We start from the raw sequence: 17897 nt of genomic DNA on the forward strand, positions 1-17897 counted from the left end.
TGTAGTGGTCAACAAATTCCGGACACAGATTTAAGCCGATTTTCGGCATTGACTGGCGACAGCCCATCATTGGCTTGATGAGGCCGTTGCCGATTATAGTAGTCCATCAAATAGTAGCTGATATCTTTCTTCGCTTGAGTTTGGGTCAAGTAACCCGTTGCTGGTACCCATTCAGTTTTTAGGCTTCTAAATAGCCTCTCCATTGGAGCGTTGTCCCAACAGTTACCTCGACGACTCATGCTTTGGGTTATGCGATATCGCCAAAGTCTTTGACGAAACTTACGACTGCTGTACTGGCATCCCTGGTCTGAATGGAACATCACGTTCTGAGGCCGCCCCCTTTGCTCCCAGGCCATATCTAGGGCTTTAGAAGCTAATTTAGCATCAGGCTTATCCGATAGAGACCAACCCACGACGCGCCGGCTAAAGAGGTCAAGTACCACGGCGAGATAACTCCACTTAGAACCTGACCAGATATAAGTAATGTCACCGCACCACACTCGATTTGGAGCAACCACAGAGAATTCACGCTTCAGCAGATTCGGGATATCCAACCGCTCTGATTTGGCCTGCTTATATCGATGCGAGCCTGGCTGTTTGCTCATCAGACCGGCTTCTTGCATTATCTTCCGCACCTTAAATCGCCCGATGTCGATGTTTTCTGAACGTAACATGGATACAAGGGCACGACTGCCAGCAGCACCTCGGCTCATGTTGAAGAGCTCTTTAATTCGGCTTGCTAGCCGAATGCGATTAGCGTCCGGCTTTCTCTGTTTAAACTCGTAGTAACAGGAAGAAGCCACATTGAACAGTTCGCAAAGCATCTTGACCGACTCATGCTCCCTTAACTGATCAATTAACGAGAACGTTCGAGTTCGTCCGACATTAAGAGAGCGGTGGCCTTTTTTAGTATGGCTTTCTCTCTTTCTAATCGACTAATTCTGGCTTCTAATTCCTGGATTTTTTGTTGTTCAGGCGTAAGGGCCTTGGCCGCCGGAGTTGTACCACCACGCTCAATCTTGAGTTGGTCGACCCAACGTCGTAAAGCTGTTTCACCAACATCCATGGAGCGTGCTGCTTCAGGTACCGAATATCCTTGGTCAAGCACCAAGCTTGCAGCATCCATTTTGAATTCAGCAGAAAATGTACGTCGTTGTCGTTTTGTCATGGAACACCTCATTTATGGTGGAGACTTTACCACCTAATTTGGTGTCCGGGATCATTAAACCACTACAAACCCACTTATTAACACTGGTTCGGCTTACCTTGAGAAACTTGGCGATTTGAGTGCGAGAGTGTCCATCTTTGAAATGAGCAAGAGCCAGCAGTCTCATTTTCATCTGAATAGATTTCTGCTGGCTTGCGAGCTTTTTAAAGTCAATATTATCGAGGCTATCCATAGCGAATAAGTTCTATCGTTGAATGGCCTCAATTAGATCATATTTTTTCTTAGATTGGTATTACGACTCGTTAATCTGCCTGACTGTTATAACATTCCCGTCCTGCTAGCAATGCTACACGTAATCACTATCCTTTGGTCATGTTATTAGGGTTAAAAGGTGCTTCTACTGCACTAACGCAAGTCGGATCGGTAATGTTACTTCTTGCCTTTACTTCCATATTTAGAGGCGAGGCGTGAAAGAGCTAGTGTGTCTTGTTAGGCCATGTAATGCGGTAAGGCAGCGTAGCGTGGGCTACGACACTCTTTGAATTTTGAGATGTCCTGCTTTATACAATTTGGGATCAGGCAGGTTCTCATGAAATAAAGTCACCTGATTTCGACCAGAATGCTTAGAGTAGTACATTGCTTTATCTGCATCGATTAAAAGCTCTTTGGCCTGTGAACGCTGTGAACTTAGCTCGGCGATGCCTATACTGACGGTCGTATTAATCTCTATTCCGTCTACATAGCATGTTGTCTGCTGTATGGACTGGCGAATACGCTCTGCGACTTCATAAGCCTGCATAGCGCTTTTGTCCTCGAGAATGACTGCGAACTCTTCACCTCCCAACCTACCGATAATGTCTCTATCGCTAATGATATCCTGGCAGGCCAGAGCGATACGGCTTATTACCTGATCTCCAGAGAAGTGCCCGACTTGATCATTAATCTCTTTGAAATGATCGATATCGATCATTAGACAGGACAGTGTCTTTGAGTCTGCTCTATGAGCAATGATGCTCGTTTCAAAATTAGAGAGAAATGCTCTGCGGTTTTGTACGCCAGTGAGCTCATCGGTTTCCGAAAGCTGTTTTAAGCGCTGTTCTAATAAATGAGTTCGAGTGATATCTCGAACAGACCACAACACTAAGTTGTTTTCACCACTGTATTCTTTAAGTGGCTTAATAATGGCTTCAAACCATGTTTCTTCAGGATTTTCCAGCGCTGCTAGTTCTTCGATAGGAAGGAGTAAATGATCTTGAAGGGCCAGGCTGTATTTCACGACTTTTGTTTCGTTATCTCGAATGACATCATGAATATGATCGACTAATTCATCCGTCTTGCTCGATGAAAATACATCACCTAAATGCAAGTTAGTGTAGCTTTTGGCACTAAAAGTATTCGAATGGTAGGTACCACCGAAGCTTTCAATATAACGACCGTTCTCATCAAGGATAAATACATGATCGGGTAGGGTATCTAATATGGCTTCAAGCCATTTCTCCCTTTTTCTATCGATCATGTGATTAGTCCTTTAGTTTTTTTGTAAGTCGTTGATTATATATATTTGAGTTGCTGAAACAATGAACGAAGATCACATAAAACTTAACGTTTGAGTAAAGATTCAACAATGTTGGATGGCAAAAGAGACGTGGTGGTATCGTATATACCTCCGAAAGGAACTTGTGGGAAAAGAGATGCCTTTTTGAGGAATAGCTCCCGTATCCTTTATATATCGCTCATTTTGTGTCAGAGAGGCGATATTAGCTATTAGTAATGGATAAGGTAATCATCTCCAGTAATTAGCAATATGAAGCCCTTCAGAGCGTTTTAGAGACCAATAGAATATTCGTTATCTAGCTGAAAAAGAAAAGCCGCTACCTAAAAAGGTAACGGCTTGTTCTATAACAACTTTGAATTACGGTCTTAGTTCATGCCGTATTTTTTAAGTTTCTTGCGAAGAGTACCGCGGTTGATACCCATCATTGTAGCTGCGCGAGTTTGGTTACCGCGAGTGTACTGCATGATAGTATCTAATAGTGGCTGTTCAACTTCAGCTAGAACTAATTCGTATAGTTCTGTTACTTCCTGGCCATTTAGCTGAGCAAGGTAGTTTTTAAGAGACGCTTTAACAGAGTCACGTAAAGGCTTTTGAGTAATCTGGTCTTGTGACGTTACTGTAGTTACTGTTAATGCTTCTGAAGTCAGATTTTGTTCGAACATATTCGGTCTAGCTCTTCTCTTAATTATGATGCAACGTTATCAAAATAACCTTCTAACGCTTCAATTTGCAGCGGAGCTGCGTCGAGCGCGTTGAAGGTACGGCGAAACTCACTTGCTTGCTCATGTTCTTTCAGATACCAACCTACGTGCTTGCGCGCGATACGCGGTCCTAAGTACTCTCCGTAAAATTCATGCAGAGCGTTCACATGGCCAAGCATAATGGTTTTCACTTCCTTCGCTGGAAGCTCATCCATTGTGGTGCCGTTTTCCAAATAGTGATGGATTTCCTGGAAAATCCAAGGGCGACCCTGGGCAGGGCGTCCAATCATTAAAGCGTCCGCACCGGTGTACTCCAGTACAAATTTGGCCTTCTCCGGACTATCGATATCACCGTTCGCGATAACCGGAATTGAAATAGCCTCTTTTACCGCTTTAATGCTGTCGTATTCGGCCTCACCTTTGTACATACATGCCTTTGTTCTGCCATGCAGTGCCAGAGCTTGTATGCCGCAGTTTTCGGCTAATTTAGCGATTTGGATGCAGTTTTTATTTTCTGTATCCCAGCCAGTTCGGGTTTTTAACGTTACAGGAACGTCAACAGCATTCACTACCGCTTTCAAAATCTCTTCGATAATGTTTGGGTATTGAAGCAGTGCAGAGCCCGCTAGCTTCTTATTCACTTTTTTTGCTGGGCAGCCCATGTTGATGTCGATGATTTGCGCACCGTTTTCAACACTGAATTGAGCTGCATCCGCCATAAGCTGTGGATCGGAACCCGCAATTTGTACAGAGCGAACGCCCGATTCGCCTTCATGTACCATGCGCTGTTTCGACTTCGACGTTTTCCATAGCTTTGGGTTGGCAGACATCATTTCACTGACGGCCATTCCCGCACCATAACGAAGACACAACTCGCGAAACGGTCTATCCGTTACACCAGCCATAGGGGCTACGATTAGATTGTTCTTAAGTTGATAGTTTCCGATTTTCAAAACGTCATCACAGTTCTGTACCAGCAAGGGCGCGCATTTTACGCATTTTTTCACTGCGTGAAAAGACTAATATTTGAGCATTTACAAATTGTTTTTGTAAATAGCATAAATTTCAAACGATTAGCGTGCAAAACCTTGTCTAGCCTTGCTTACGACCAGAGATGCGACACCACTCTTTTTGCTCAGCGATCGGATCAATGTGAAGCTCGTCACGGTAGTAGTTTGCTACGTCTTCTGCCTGAGTGTCTAAAACACCAGACATCGCAAGGTCACCATTTGGTTTAACCAGACCTTTAATGACAGGCGCAAGTTCACGTAATGGGCCAGCAAGAATATTGGCAACAACCACGTCAGCGATTAGGCCTTCAGGTTGATTTTGAGGTAGGTAAACTTCTAGTTGATCTGCGACACCATTGCGTTCTGCATTGTCGCGAGATGCTTGCAGAGCTTGAGGATCAATGTCGATCCCAATGACTTTTTCTGCACCCAGTTTGATCGCAGCGATCGCCAGAATGCCTGAGCCACAGCCAAAGTCGATAACCGTCTTACCAGTTAGATCCATGCTTTCCAGCCACTCTAGGCAAAGTGCTGTGGTAGGGTGAGTACCAGTACCAAATGCCAGGCCAGGATCGAGCATCACGTTCACTGCGTCTGGTTCTGGAACATCACGCCAGCTTGGACAGATCCACAGACGCTCACCAAATTTCATTGGGTGGAAGTTTTCCATCCATTCACGTTCCCAGTCTTTGTCTTCCAGCTGTTCTACTTTGTAAGCAAAATCGTCTGCAAGCATGTTGCTCGCTTTGATTTGGTCGATGATGAAGTTGGTATCGGCTTCTGCATCGTACAGTGCCAGAATGTCAGTATCGCCCCATAAGCGAGTTTCGCCAGGTAGAGGTTCGAATACAGGCGTATCCTGCGCGTCTAGGAAAGTTACAGACAGCGCACCAGTCTCTTCCATTAGCATGTCGCCGATTTGCTCAGCGTTTTCATTGGTCGCGTTGAGTTTGATTTGAATCCAAGGCATTTATTTTTGCTCTTAAAGTGAATGAAGTGGCGCAGAGTTTACCAGAACTCTACGAATTGTTTGAGTATAGACTTTGTACAAAACAAAAATGCCCACAAGTGTGGGCATTTTTCATGAGTTCAACCAAGGCTTATTGTAGGCCTAGTTTCTTCTCTAGGTAATGAATGTTCGCACCACCGTGTTGGAAGTTCTCATCATTCATGATTGATACTTGTAGTGGCACGTTAGTTTTAATGCCTTCAATGATCATCTCACCAAGAGCATTCTTCATACGCGCGATCGCTACGTCACGGTTTTCACCGTAAGTGATCAGTTTACCAATCATTGAATCATAATGAGGTGGTACTGAGTAACCCGTGTAGATGTGAGATTCCCAACGCACACCCATACCACCTGGAGAGTGGAATCGCTCAATCTTACCTGGAGATGGTAGGAAGCGCTCTGGGTCTTCTGCGTTGATACGACACTCAATTGCATGGCCGCGAATCTTGATGTCATCCTGAGTGAACGACAATGGCTGGCCTGCTGCAACACGTAGCTGCTCTTTGATTAGGTCGATACCTGTAACCATTTCTGTTACTGGGTGCTCTACCTGAATACGAGTATTCATCTCGATGAAGTAGAACTCACCGTTTTCGTACAGGAATTCAAACGTACCTGCACCACGGTAACCGATTTCGACACATGCACGAGTACAACGTTCACCAATGTACTTACGCATCTCTTCAGTGATACCCGGCGCTGGCGCTTCTTCCACAACTTTCTGGTGACGACGCTGCATAGAACAGTCACGTTCACCAAGGTGGATCGCACCGCCTTGACCGTCAGCAATGACCTGTACTTCAACGTGACGAGGGTTTTCCAGGAATTTCTCCATGTAAACCATGTCGTTGTTGAACGCCGCTTTTGCTTCTGCACGAGTCATAGCAATGGCTTGAACGAGATCTTTTTCAGCACGAACAACGCGCATACCACGACCGCCGCCGCCGCCAGACGCTTTAATGATGACTGGGTAACCAATGCGTTTAGCAAACGCTTTGTTTTTATCTTCATCATTATCTAGCGGGCCGTCAGAACCCGGTACACATGGAACGCCAGCTTTCTTCATTGCATTGATCGCTGACACTTTGTCGCCCATTAAGCGGATAGTTTCTGCTTTTGGACCTACGAAGATGAAACCACTGCGCTCAACTTGTTCAGCGAAGTCTGCGTTTTCTGACAAGAAGCCGTAGCCTGGGTGGATAGCAACCGCGCCAGTGACTTCTGCCGCAGAGATGATGCGTGGAATGTTTAGGTAGCTGTCGATACCACGAGCAGGACCGATACATACGGTTTCGTCTGCAAGTAATACGTGCTTAAGATCACGGTCAGCTGTTGAGTGAACAGCAACGGTCTTAATACCTAGCTCTTTACAAGCGCGAAGAATACGAAGTGCAATTTCACCTCGGTTCGCGATGACAACTTTATCTAGCATAAGGCAAGCCTCGCTTATTCGATTACAACTAGAGGTTGGTCGAATTCAACTGGTTGGCCGTCTTCAACTAGGATTGCAGTAACAACGCCAGACTTGTCCGATTCGATTTGGTTCATCATCTTCATTGCTTCAACGATACATAGAGTATCGCCAGCGTTAACTTTTTGGCCTACTTCTATGAATGCTTTCGAGTCTGGACTTGGAGAGCGGTAGAAAGTACCAACCATTGGAGAAAGAACTTGGTGACCTGCAGGTACCGCTGCCGCTGGAGCTGCCGCTGGTGCTTCCGCTACTGGAGCTGCGACTGGTGCAGGTGCTGCTACTGGAGCTGCTGCGTAGTGAATTGGTGCTGCTACTGGAGCTGCTGCGCCGTGACGACTGATGCGTACTGACTCTTCACCTTCTGAAATTTCTAGCTCAGCAATGCCAGACTCTTCAACTAACTCAATTAGCTTCTTGATTTTACGAATATCCATCTTTTCTTTCTCTTTTATCTTGTGAGTAAGACAACCCCGTAGGGTTGCAGAGTGTTTGGGTTACTTTGCCTGCAACTTTTTAATCGCAGCAGACAGAGCGAAGTCATAACCTTGTGCGCCCAGACCGCAAATCACACCCACTGCCTTGTCTGACAGATATGAGTGGTGGCGAAACGGTTCACGTGCATGCACGTTTGATAGGTGCACTTCGATAAATGGGATGGCTACGCCAAGTAATGCATCTCGCAGCGCTACACTTGTATGAGTGAAAGCCGCTGGATTGATGATGATGAAATCAATCTTGCCGTAAGCAGCATGAATGGCTTCAATCAGTTCGTACTCACGATTTGATTGTAGGTGTTCCAGTTCCACTCCTGCATTGTGGGCTTGCTCCGTTAGGGCATCCACAATTTGTGCTAGAGTGTTGTTACCGTAATGTGTCGGTTCGCGCAGACCCAATAGGTTAAGGTTTGGTCCGTTTAGAACAAGAATCCGTGACTTTGCAGACATTATGTTGCTATCTTCCCTTATCGTGAGTGGAACGTTTATATTCCCAAATATACGATAATTCAACACGATTTTTTTGTTAAAACCGAGCAAATTTTAAAAAATCGACCAAGATTATAGCTAATTCATAGCAATTAGCAGCAATTTACTGGTCTAATCTCCCAATAGCCCATTTTGTTTCTGCAACCAAGTTAACAAAAACAACATAATTGCCATGTCAGGAATATGGCTAATCTGTGCCCCTCAACGTAAAAAACCGCCATCCAGTGATAGCGGTTTTTTATCAGGTGTTGAAAACAGGTTGGTTATCTTATACCAGCTCTGCCTTTTCTGCGATGAGCTTGTCTACAACGCTTGGATCGGCAAGCGTGGATGTGTCACCCAGATTGCTGGTATCGCCGGTTGCAATCTTACGCAGAATTCGACGCATGATCTTACCAGAGCGGGTCTTAGGTAAGGAATCCGTCCAGTGCAGCACGTCTGGTGTCGCAATTGGCCCAATCTCTTTACGTACCCAATCCTTCACTTCTTTATGCAGTTCCGCTGAAGGGAACTCACCGTCAATGAGTGTGATGTAAGCGTAAATAGCCTGGCCTTTGATGTCGTGAGGAATACCGACAATCGCTGCTTCCGCAATCTTGTGGTGAGCGACAAGCGCTGATTCAATCTCTGCAGTACCCATGCGGTGACCAGAAACGTTCAATACGTCATCTACGCGGCCTGTGATCCAGTAGTAACCGTCTTCGTCGCGGCGAGCACCATCACCGGTAAAGTACATGCCTTTGAAGGTAGAGAAGTAAGTTTGCTCAAAGCGGTCGTGGTCTCCGTAAACCGTGCGCATCTGACCTGGCCAAGAATCTAGGATAACCAGATTACCTTCAGTTGCACCTTCAACCACGTTACCCATGTTGTCTACCAACGCAGGTTGTACGCCGAAGAATGGGCGAGTTGCCGATCCTGGTTTGAGTTCCGTTGCACCAGGAAGTGGAGTAATCAAGATACCGCCAGTTTCAGTCTGCCACCAGGTATCTACGATTGGTGATTTTTCATTACCAATGGTCTTGTAGTACCACTCCCAAGCTTCCGGGTTAATTGGTTCACCTACCGAACCCATGATACGCAAGCTGTCGCGAGTTGTGCCTTGGATAGCTTCGTTACCTTTCGCCATCAGTGCACGAATCGCTGTCGGAGCGGTGTAAAGAATATTAACTTGATGCTTGTCGACCACTTCGCTCATGCGGCTTGTGCTTGGGTAGTTAGGCACACCTTCAAACAAGATTGTCTTAGCACCATTAGCCAGCGGTCCGTAAATAAGATAAGTGTGACCAGTGATCCAGCCCACGTCAGCGGTACACCAGAAGGTTTCACCTGGCTGGTAGTCGAATACGTATTTGAACGTCATGGTTGCGTAGACAAGGTAACCGCCAGTAGTGTGTAGGACGCCTTTTGGTTTACCTGTTGAGCCTGACGTGTAAAGGATGAATAGAGGATCTTCCGCTTTCATCTCTTCTGGTGGACAAATGTCCGAAGCTGCAGCCGTTGCTTCATGCCACCAAACGTCACGATGATCATGCCATTCGATGTCGCCACCAGTGCGTTTAAATACCACTACCTTGCTGATGGTTTTTACTTCAGGGTTAGTCAGAGCTTCATCAACGTTCTTTTTCAGCGGAACAGCACGTCCACCACGAACGCCTTCGTCTGCAGTGATCACGACCTTAGCGTCGGAGTCGATGATACGACCCGAAAGCGCTTCTGGTGAGAAGCCGCCAAATACAATGGTATGTACAGCACCGATGCGGGTACAAGCCAGCATCGCGATAGCCGCTTCAGGAACCATTGGCATGTAGAGACAGACTACGTCGCCTTTGCGCACGCCTTGCGCTTTTAATGCGTTAGATAATTTACATACTTCTTTGTGCAGTTCGTTAAAGGTCAGCGTTTTATCGTCAGCAGGGTCATCGCCTTCCCAGATGATTGCAACATCGTCACCGCGCTCTGCCAGATGGCGGTCAATACAGTTTGCTGAAACGTTCAGTGTACCGTCTTCAAACCAACGAATGTCTACGTGACCTGTATCGAAAGAGGTGCTTTTTACTTTGGTGAAAGGTTTGATCCAATCAACAATTTTGCCGTGCTCGCTCCAGAAGCCCTCTGGATCGGTTACCGACTGCTGATACATGGCTAGGTAAGTGTCATTATCCGCGTGTGTATGAGTTTTAATGTTTTCTTTTACCGGATAAACGTGGGCTTCGCTCATGGCTTCTCTCCTTGTGCCTTAATCTCTCGGTCTTAGGTCAATTTGAATTTGCATAAGACCTTGAATCTTTAATTTTGTAGCGCTGTTGTTCGGTTTTAAACGGTCAGTCGTCTCAACAACGACCTTGTACCTATAACTGTCAGTCACAGCGCGTATTTCCACAATTAGACTTTAGGATGAGAGAGAGGGATCTACCTAAAAAGGTTTGAAATAAAAGTGATTATGGGAGCCAGGTCAACCGGAATTATGTATAGGGTACGCTGAGATTAGGTAATTCACCTTTGGTTAAGCGCACAAAGATCAGGGCGGCGGCGATGGCATCTTGTAATGCGTCGTGTCGGTCTTGCATCGGCAGCTCAAGATGCTTGCAAATGGCCTCCAGACTTAAGTCGAAATAGGCATTAGGTAAATGTCGTTCCAGTTTGTCAAAATATATCTGGCTGACTTCAATCAATGCATTAGGCAGAGGGAATCCAAGCTGCCTCTGGCAGGCGAGATCCAATATTCTTTTGTCATAGCGAATGTGGTAACCAACTAATGGCCGGTTACCAATGAAATCTAACAGTTTCACCAATGCGTCTTTTTCGCTGATGCCATCGACCAAATCCTGATGACGAATTTTATGGATTTTCACTGATCCGGAATCGAGGGATTGCGGCGCGCGCAGGTGCACTTCAAATGGCTGGCTGGTGATGATACGGTTATCAATGATTTTGGTTGCCGCAATGGTGACCAGTTCAGCCCGATTGGGGTCTAAACTCGTGGTTTCGCAGTCGAGAGAGACGAGCTCGGTATTACCCGGATCATTAAATAGCGACTGATAAGGCGAGCCTTTCAGCTTGTAATGCCAATATTTGCGTTTCAGCCAATTCATCCCTGATACCTCTTGTATGACTTAATCACGGATCTGATAGTGGAAACCTAAAAACTGCTTAAACTTTTTCACCACGTGCAGGCTGTGGCGCAGTAAGTCACGTTCGGTTCTGTCGAGCTGTTTAAGGTCGATGTTGTTGAGCGCATCTTGCTGATTAAGCTGATGATTCAGGCGAAGTTTAAAGAACAGCTTGAGCGCTTCATTTAAGTTATCGGCGGTTTCTGGTTCTAAGATGCGTTTGTTTCTTAATGCTTCTATACGGGAAAAGGTGTTTTTTTCTTCAATGGCATATTCAAGAGACAGAGTTCGGATGCCGTGCACGATAGGGAAGATACCGCCTCGTTTGATATCTAAACCATCTTTGTCGCTTTTGACGTTACCAAACAGGGTCAGTGGCACGGAGAACTGGAGTGCTGGACGTGTAAAATCGGACAATATCAACATGCGATCTTTCATCGTGTCTCTGAGATGCTCGGCAATAGGTGTGAGCAGTTCCCGATTTCCTGCAACAGCCTGCGCATCACTGAAGATAGCCAAATCCATGATTTGCTCTGGCTCGGCTTTAACAATCCAGTTATCAAGGGTTTTAATCCACGCCGTTTGCGAGTTGACCCACTTAGGATTGTTGACCATAACCTTACCTGGGCAGAGTGGGTAACCCAGCTGTTGTAGGGTATGAGTAAAAGATTGCATCACCTGCTCACACTGAGACCACTCTAAGCCGTCTTTAATGATGAGTGCGTTGTCTTGATCGGTTTTGAGTATCTGCTCCCCTCTGCCTTCAGAGCCTAGTACTATCAAGCAGCAGTGGTCGTGGAGCGCTGGTGGTACAACTAATTCAAAGGCTTTCTCGATGATTTGTTCATTAACGGCGGAAATCAGCTCCATGATAAAGCGGGTTCGAATGCCGTTTCTTACCAGACTTTCTACCAACTGACGTTGTCGGTTGGATGCAAGGGCAAGCTCTTCCACGCTGCTGGCTCTGGCGATACTGAGCGTGAGCACGTGTGAATGTGTTGAAAAGGCACTGAGTATCTGGGTCATGTCGAGCATGCCAATGGCTTGATTACCATCACATACCATCAAGCGTTTCATTCGGTTACGTGTCATGGTGATCATGGCGTTAAACAGGAAGTCGCCTTCATCGACATGATAAACCGGAAAGGTGGCGATCTCGCCTACCGGCGTATCGATCGTGCAGTTATCTAACATCACTGAGTGAAGCATATTAGTTCGAGTGACGATGGCGTATGGGTGTGCTGACGGCCATTTTTCAAGGCGCGGATCGTCTGGGTTGAGTTTCACTAATGCTGCGTCGATACCGTTTTCTTTTAGCGTTCGCGTCACCTCATTGATCGGTGTTTCTGGGGTCAGGAGCATTGGGGGGTGGTAAATGCTCTTATCGACTTTAGTCAGAATAAACTCCGCCAAATTTTGCTGTTGATGGGCGGCTTCTATCAGTGCTTGTCGTTTTGACAGGTTGTTATCGAAGTACGCTGCAAATTGTCCATTCTCATTATAGAGTTCAAGAAACACTTCTTTTGGCATCAAGTAAGACAGGGTGTCTTCGAGTGCCACATATTGATGGCGCACGTTGTCTTCAAACAGAGAACGCACATCGAACATGTCGTCATTCGCGTAGTGAGCGAAGATTTCGCTCTGGTCTTTGGAACGTTCTTCCACCGCACCTTTGATTAATATGTGCAAATGAGGATTGGTTTGCCCGCTAGATAAAATAACATCTCGGGTTCGATAATACGCCACGTCAAGGGACGAGCGGAGTCGCGCTTGTTGCTTGCTGGTCAGGCGGTCGAACGGGGGAGATTGCATGTTAAATTTATCAGGCATAAGGAATCCTAATGTTGGCAGGTACACATTCTAAGTCTGACAAATTTATTTCCATAAGCCAGACGACTTTGGTCTAAACCCGCGGCCATTTTTCCTGAGTAAATAAGTGCGAAAAGAAACAGAGAAAAGTTAGTATTCCATCGAGGAAACGGTAAGTTGCCGATTCTTCCCTTTTTCTGATTCGTCTTGCGATCCATAATCCACGCTCAGAACGTTGTTGTTCCGATTGTTAGGATAATAGTGATGTTGAAACCTTCTCCGTACGGCTGGATCTCCCAGTACTTTCTCGGATTCTTTTTCGCTTATGGTGTCTACCTGCCGTTTTGGTCTTTGTGGTTTAAAGAGCAGGGTGTCTCTCCAACTGATATTGGCTTGTTAGTTGGTTTAGGCCTGGCGACGCGCTGCATAGCTAACATCGTCATCACCCCTCGAGTACATAAAGTTGAGCATTTAATGCCAACCTTACGTTGGTTAAGTTTGGCTGCCCTTATCTTTGTTGGATTCCATTTTTTTACGGGCGGCAGTTTTGGGTTAATGGCGTTAGCTACCGTTCTGTTTAACTTGTGTTGTGGCCCTGTGGTGCCATTGTCTGATGCGATGGCCAATTACTATGCGCGTTTGAAAATGCTGGACTATGGTCGTACGCGTTTATGGGGCTCGGTCGCGTTTATCGGCGGCTCTACTGTGGTCGGATACTTAGTGGCTGAATTTGGTTCGGGCATGATTCTCTACACAGCGATGGCTGGTGTACTGCTCTCGTTGCTGTTTGCGATGCGTAATACCAATCCTATGCCAGTGACTCTCGGCGATCAGCACGCAGTGCGTCCTAAACTGTCTGCGCTGTTGGCAGACAAACCTGTACTCAAATTTCTAGTGTTGGTTTCGCTAATCCAGGGCAGTCACGCGGCGTACTACGGTTTTAGTGCTATTCACTGGAAAGCAGCAGGACACTCTGAAGATGTGATCGGGTATTTGTGGAGTCTGGGGGTGGCCGCCGAGGTGGCGGTATTCGCAGTAAGTAAGCGCCTGTTTGCTGGTTGGTCTTTACGTACTTTATTTGTTATTGCCGCTTTTGGCGTGATGATGCGTTGGGGGATCACGGCCGGGACAACGTCGATTGTCGCTCTGGTCGTTGTACAGATGCTGCATGGTGTGACCTTTGCGACGGCGCATATTGCCGCAATCCAATACATTCAGAACTCTGAAGAGAACAAGATGGTCGCATTACAGGCTCTGTATAATGCGATTCCGTTGGGAGCGTTTATCGCACTCATGACTGTACTTAGCGGTTGGGCTTATGAACATTGGGGCTCAGTCGTGTTCTGGGGTATGTCAGCCATGGGACTGTTCGCCCTGTTCATTAAGCTGGATCCACAAGAGCCGGCAAAGCATGTTGTTGACCTGTCTGATAAAGCACTTGAAACACAGAATTAGACTTCTGTGACAAAGGTTAAAAACTAAGCTTTGTCTCTGTTGTGAAAGCAGTGTTAAATGAAACCTCTCCCCTAAGGAGAGGTTTTTTGTTTTTGTAAGAAAGACTAAAAAGGATATCGGATGCAAGGATGGCTGGTGGTTCCCGTTTCTTTGGCGTACTTGGGAGCCCTATTTATAATCGCTTGGTACGGAGACAATCAGAGAAGGTGGCTGGCGAGGTGGCGACCTTGGATCTACAGTTTGTCTATTGCTGTCTATTGTACTTCCTGGACCTTCTACGGCACCGTTGGCCAAGCGAGTAGCAATCCCTGGTCTTTTTTACCTATCTATATTGCGCCGATCCTGGTCTTCACGCTTGGTTGGCGGGTGCTCGCCAGACTGATCTTGATCGCCAAACGTGAACACATCACCTCCATTGCTGACTTCATTGGTGCTCGTTACGGAAAATCGCAAGGCCTGGCAGTCGCAGTGACCCTGATTGCCGTTGCCGGCATTCTGCCTTATATCGCATTGCAGCTGCGTGGTATCACCATGGGGCTGGAAATTATTGCGCCTGAGCTGGCAACGGACTTTGGCTATCATAACGACAGTGTCTCCTGGTTCGTGGTGATGGCTCTTGCTATTTTTACCATTTTGTTTGGTACACGCCATATCGATAATACCGAGCATCATCGCGGCATGATGATGGCAATCGCATTTGAGTCGATCATTAAGCTGATGGCGTTTTTAGTTGTGGGCGTGTTTATTGTCTGGCTGGCCATGCGTACAGACACCCTAAGTCTGATAGACGTGGCGACTGAAACCTATCAACCGCCAAACATTCCGACCATACTGATTCATACCGTACTCACCATGTTGGCGATCGTCTGCTTACCTCGTCAGTTTCATACCATGGTGGTTGAAAACGAACGCGCTCAGGACCTTCATGTTGCCCGCTGGTTATTTCCGCTCTATTTGATTTTAATGGGGATTTTCGTATTGCCGATCGCATGGGTAGGTCAAGGACTGCTGAGTGGCGCGTCACCTGATACCTATGTAATCAGTGTACCAATGTCAGTAGGTGCCAGTGAGATTGCATTGCTAGCCTTCCTGGGGGGGACCTCTGCGGCAAGTGGCATGGTCATTGTCTCTACCATCGCGTTAGCCATCATGGTATCGAATGACTTGGCGATGCCACTGCTTTTAAGTCGTATGCGCCTGTCGCAACGTAATCATCAGCACTTTTCTCAACTGTTGCTGCGTATTCGTCGTGCTCTGATCCTAATTCTTTTGATTGGTGCATGGGGCTTTTATCAGGCACTTGATAGTATTCACTCACTCTCTGCGATAGGTTTTCTCTCCTTTGCTGCCATCACTCAATTCGCTCCGGCACTGATTGGGGGGATGTACTGGCGTCAGGGTAATAAGAAAGGCGTTTACGTTGGTCTAGCGGCTGGTTTTACCTTATGGCTGATCACTCTGATGAGTCAAACCGACATGCTGGCGGGCAATGCCAGCAGCAATTTTCTGATATGGCTGATCACGCCACCAGAAATGCTGACAAGCTTTGATATTGCCATTTCGGACTGGGGGATGATTCTCAGTGTGGCGGTAAATACGGCCTGTTTTGTCGTGGTTTCTATGATCACCCGTCCAAGCCTAAGTGAGCGCTTACAATCGGCTTCCTTTGTTGGTACGCCACTGCCTGAAAGTGAAAACATGAGCCTTTACCAGAGCCGAGTTACCGTGGCTGAACTGGAGATGCTTGCCTCACGTTTCGTCGGACGCTCACGAGTGAAGGTGGCATTTCAGGCCTATTGGAGTCAACAGCGTGAAGAGCTCATGCCAAACCAGCAAGCACCGTCTTCGTTGATCCGGCATACAGAACGCGTATTAGCCGGGGTGTTTGGCGCCTCTTCAGCTAAGTTAGTACTTACTTCTGCTTTGCAGGGAAGAAACATGCAGTTGGAAGAAGTGGCGACCATCGTTGATGAAGCCTCTGAGCTGTATGACTTCAGCCGGGGATTACTGCAAGGGGCGATTGAGCACATCGGTCAGGGGATCGCTGTGGTCGACAAACAATTGCGGCTGGTGGCATGGAACCAACGCTATCTGGAGCTATTTGAATTTCCACCGGGCTTAATTCAGGTCGGTCGTCCAATCGCAGATGTGATTCGTCACAATGCGGAGCAAGGATTGTGTGGTCCCGGGGATCCGGACGACCATGTGCGTCGTCGGGTTTATCATCTTGAGCAAGGGACTCGCCATACGTCATCTCGTGTACGCCCCGACGGGCGTGTGATTGAAGTTCAGGGTAATCCAATGCCGGGTGGTGGTTTTGTAATGAGTTTTACTGACATCACTGTTTTCCGCGATGCCGAACAAGCGCTAAAAGAGGCAAATGAGACGCTTGAGGAACGTGTGCGGCTTCGTACCCGCGAACTTGAACAGCTCAACAAGCAGTTGGTGGTGGCGACTCAGCGATCAGATTTAGAATCGAAGTCAAAGTCACGATTCCTTGCGGCGGTGAGTCATGACCTGATGCAGCCACTCAATGCTGCGAGACTTTTTGCCTCTTCACTTTCAGAAGTGGCCAAAGACGACGAGACGAAAAAGCTCTCTTATCATATCGAAAGTGCGCTTGGCGCCGCAGAAGATTTGATTGGTGACTTACTGGATATTTCCCGTCTAGAGTCTGGCAAGCTTGAAGTACATGTGTGCGGTTTTGCCGTGAATGATGTGCTGGCCAATCTGAACGCTGAATTCAGTGCATTGGCAAAACAGCAGGGCATTGAATTTACTATGATCCCATCGTCACTGACGGTGAAATCAGACCCGAAACTTCTGCGCCGAGTGGTACAAAACTTTCTCACCAATGCGTTCCGCTACAGTCCAAACGGCAAAGTCGCGTTGGGTGTGCGCCGTGTTAAAGGACGCGTGCGTATTGATGTCTGGGATAACGGTATGGGCATCGAAGAAGAGAAACAGCAAGAGATCTTCGAAGAATTTAACCGAGGCTCTCAGGTGCGTTCGGATCAGGGATTAGGGCTAGGTCTTGCGATCTCGAAGGGTATCGCGCAGGTGCTGGGGCATGAAATTTCTATGCGCTCCTGGCATGGCAAAGGCAGTGTCTTCTCGATAACGCTCGACAAAGCGGAAAGCGTGCAGGTGCTCAGCACAGTGAAGATGCCAAGTAGTGCTCAGTCTGAGCTATGTCACCTGAAAATTTTGTGTGTCGACAACGAGCCAGATATTTTAGTGGGTATGGAAAACCTATTGTCGCGTTGGGGATGCGATACGCGAATCGCGACCGATCTGCTGGAAAGTTTACGTGCCTTGGATGATGGCTGGGTTCCTGATGTGATTTTCTCTGATTACCGATTAGATAACGGTCGCACGGGGTTAGAAGTGCTGCAACAGTGTCGTCTTCGTCTGGGGAATCGCTTTGAAGGCGTCATCATCAGTGCGGATCGTACCGATGATATGCTGGATGGCATTAAAGCAAACGGGTTCAGTTTCATTGCTAAGCCGGTTAAACCATTGAAGCTGCGCTCGGTGTTAAACAGGGTTGCCTAGCCTTAGATAGTATTTAGATAGAAAGAGACCTCCGATTGGAGGTCTCGTGCATTGATACCGGGCAT

General features: G+C 47.0%; 13 protein-coding genes and 1 pseudogene. 2 read left to right on the forward strand and 12 right to left on the reverse strand.

The window, feature by feature from the left end:
- Positions 1-8: 8 nt before the first annotated feature.
- From WJM94_RS23510 to WJM94_RS23565, 12 genes and pseudogenes are all read right to left on the reverse strand, one after another.
- A protein-coding gene (locus tag WJM94_RS23510) for an IS3 family transposase (protein ID WP_444492974.1) occupies positions 9-1168 on the reverse strand; the annotation gives its coding sequence in 2 pieces (ribosomal slippage) (positions 9-910 and positions 910-1168; 1161 coding nt in all).
- 55 nt (positions 1169-1223) lie between these two features.
- Positions 1224-1400, reverse strand: a pseudogene (locus WJM94_RS23515) (helix-turn-helix domain-containing protein); the annotation flags it as partial.
- Between the two features lie 294 nt (positions 1401-1694).
- The gene (locus WJM94_RS23520) at positions 1695-2684 is read right to left on the reverse strand and encodes a diguanylate cyclase (protein ID WP_444496579.1); all 990 of its coding nucleotides are present in this window, start codon (positions 2682-2684) and stop codon (positions 1695-1697) included.
- Between the two features lie 404 nt (positions 2685-3088).
- A complete protein-coding gene (fis, locus tag WJM94_RS23525; protein ID WP_000462885.1) occupies positions 3089-3385 on the reverse strand; it encodes a DNA-binding transcriptional regulator Fis in 297 nt (98 codons plus the stop codon).
- Positions 3386-3408: 23 nt separating this feature from the next.
- Positions 3409-4377, reverse strand: a complete 969-nt coding sequence (gene dusB / locus WJM94_RS23530) for a tRNA dihydrouridine synthase DusB (RefSeq protein WP_444496580.1) — start codon at positions 4375-4377, stop codon at positions 3409-3411.
- Between the two features lie 139 nt (positions 4378-4516).
- On the reverse strand, positions 4517-5404 hold the full coding sequence (gene prmA / locus WJM94_RS23535) for a 50S ribosomal protein L11 methyltransferase (RefSeq protein ID WP_444496581.1): 888 nt from the start codon (positions 5402-5404) through the stop codon (positions 4517-4519).
- 130 nt (positions 5405-5534) lie between these two features.
- Entirely contained in the window at positions 5535-6878 is a 1344-nt protein-coding gene (accC, locus tag WJM94_RS23540; protein ID WP_444496582.1) for an acetyl-CoA carboxylase biotin carboxylase subunit, read from the reverse strand.
- 14 nt (positions 6879-6892) lie between these two features.
- Positions 6893-7354 carry an acetyl-CoA carboxylase biotin carboxyl carrier protein gene (accB, locus tag WJM94_RS23545; RefSeq protein WP_444496583.1) on the reverse strand — a complete coding sequence of 154 codons (462 nt, stop codon included), beginning with the start codon at positions 7352-7354 and terminating at the stop codon, positions 6893-6895.
- A gap of 60 nt (positions 7355-7414) precedes the next feature.
- The gene (aroQ, locus tag WJM94_RS23550) at positions 7415-7864 is read right to left on the reverse strand and encodes a type II 3-dehydroquinate dehydratase (RefSeq protein ID WP_444496584.1); all 450 of its coding nucleotides are present in this window, start codon (positions 7862-7864) and stop codon (positions 7415-7417) included.
- A 307-nt stretch (positions 7865-8171) separates the two neighbouring features.
- Positions 8172-10121, reverse strand: coding sequence for an acetate--CoA ligase (gene acs, locus WJM94_RS23555; protein WP_444496585.1), 1950 nt, complete (start codon positions 10119-10121; stop codon positions 8172-8174).
- Between the two features lie 244 nt (positions 10122-10365).
- Positions 10366-10995, reverse strand: coding sequence for a 3'-5' exonuclease (locus tag WJM94_RS23560; RefSeq protein WP_444496586.1), 630 nt, complete (start codon positions 10993-10995; stop codon positions 10366-10368).
- Positions 10996-11016: 21 nt separating this feature from the next.
- A complete protein-coding gene (locus WJM94_RS23565) occupies positions 11017-12843 on the reverse strand; it encodes a DUF294 nucleotidyltransferase-like domain-containing protein (protein ID WP_444496587.1) in 1827 nt (608 codons plus the stop codon).
- Positions 12844-13086: 243 nt separating this feature from the next.
- Between WJM94_RS23565 and WJM94_RS23570 the strand changes: the two genes are divergently transcribed.
- Positions 13087-14277, forward strand: coding sequence for a 3-phenylpropionate MFS transporter (locus tag WJM94_RS23570; RefSeq protein WP_444496588.1), 1191 nt, complete (start codon positions 13087-13089; stop codon positions 14275-14277).
- Between the two features lie 120 nt (positions 14278-14397).
- Positions 14398-17832, forward strand: a complete 3435-nt coding sequence (locus tag WJM94_RS23575; RefSeq protein WP_444496589.1) for a hybrid sensor histidine kinase/response regulator — start codon at positions 14398-14400, stop codon at positions 17830-17832.
- The last annotated feature ends 65 nt before the right edge of the window (positions 17833-17897 follow it).

Source organism: Vibrio sp. YIC-376 (assembly GCF_052353105.1).
Classification (GTDB): Bacteria; Pseudomonadota; Gammaproteobacteria; order Enterobacterales; family Vibrionaceae; genus Vibrio.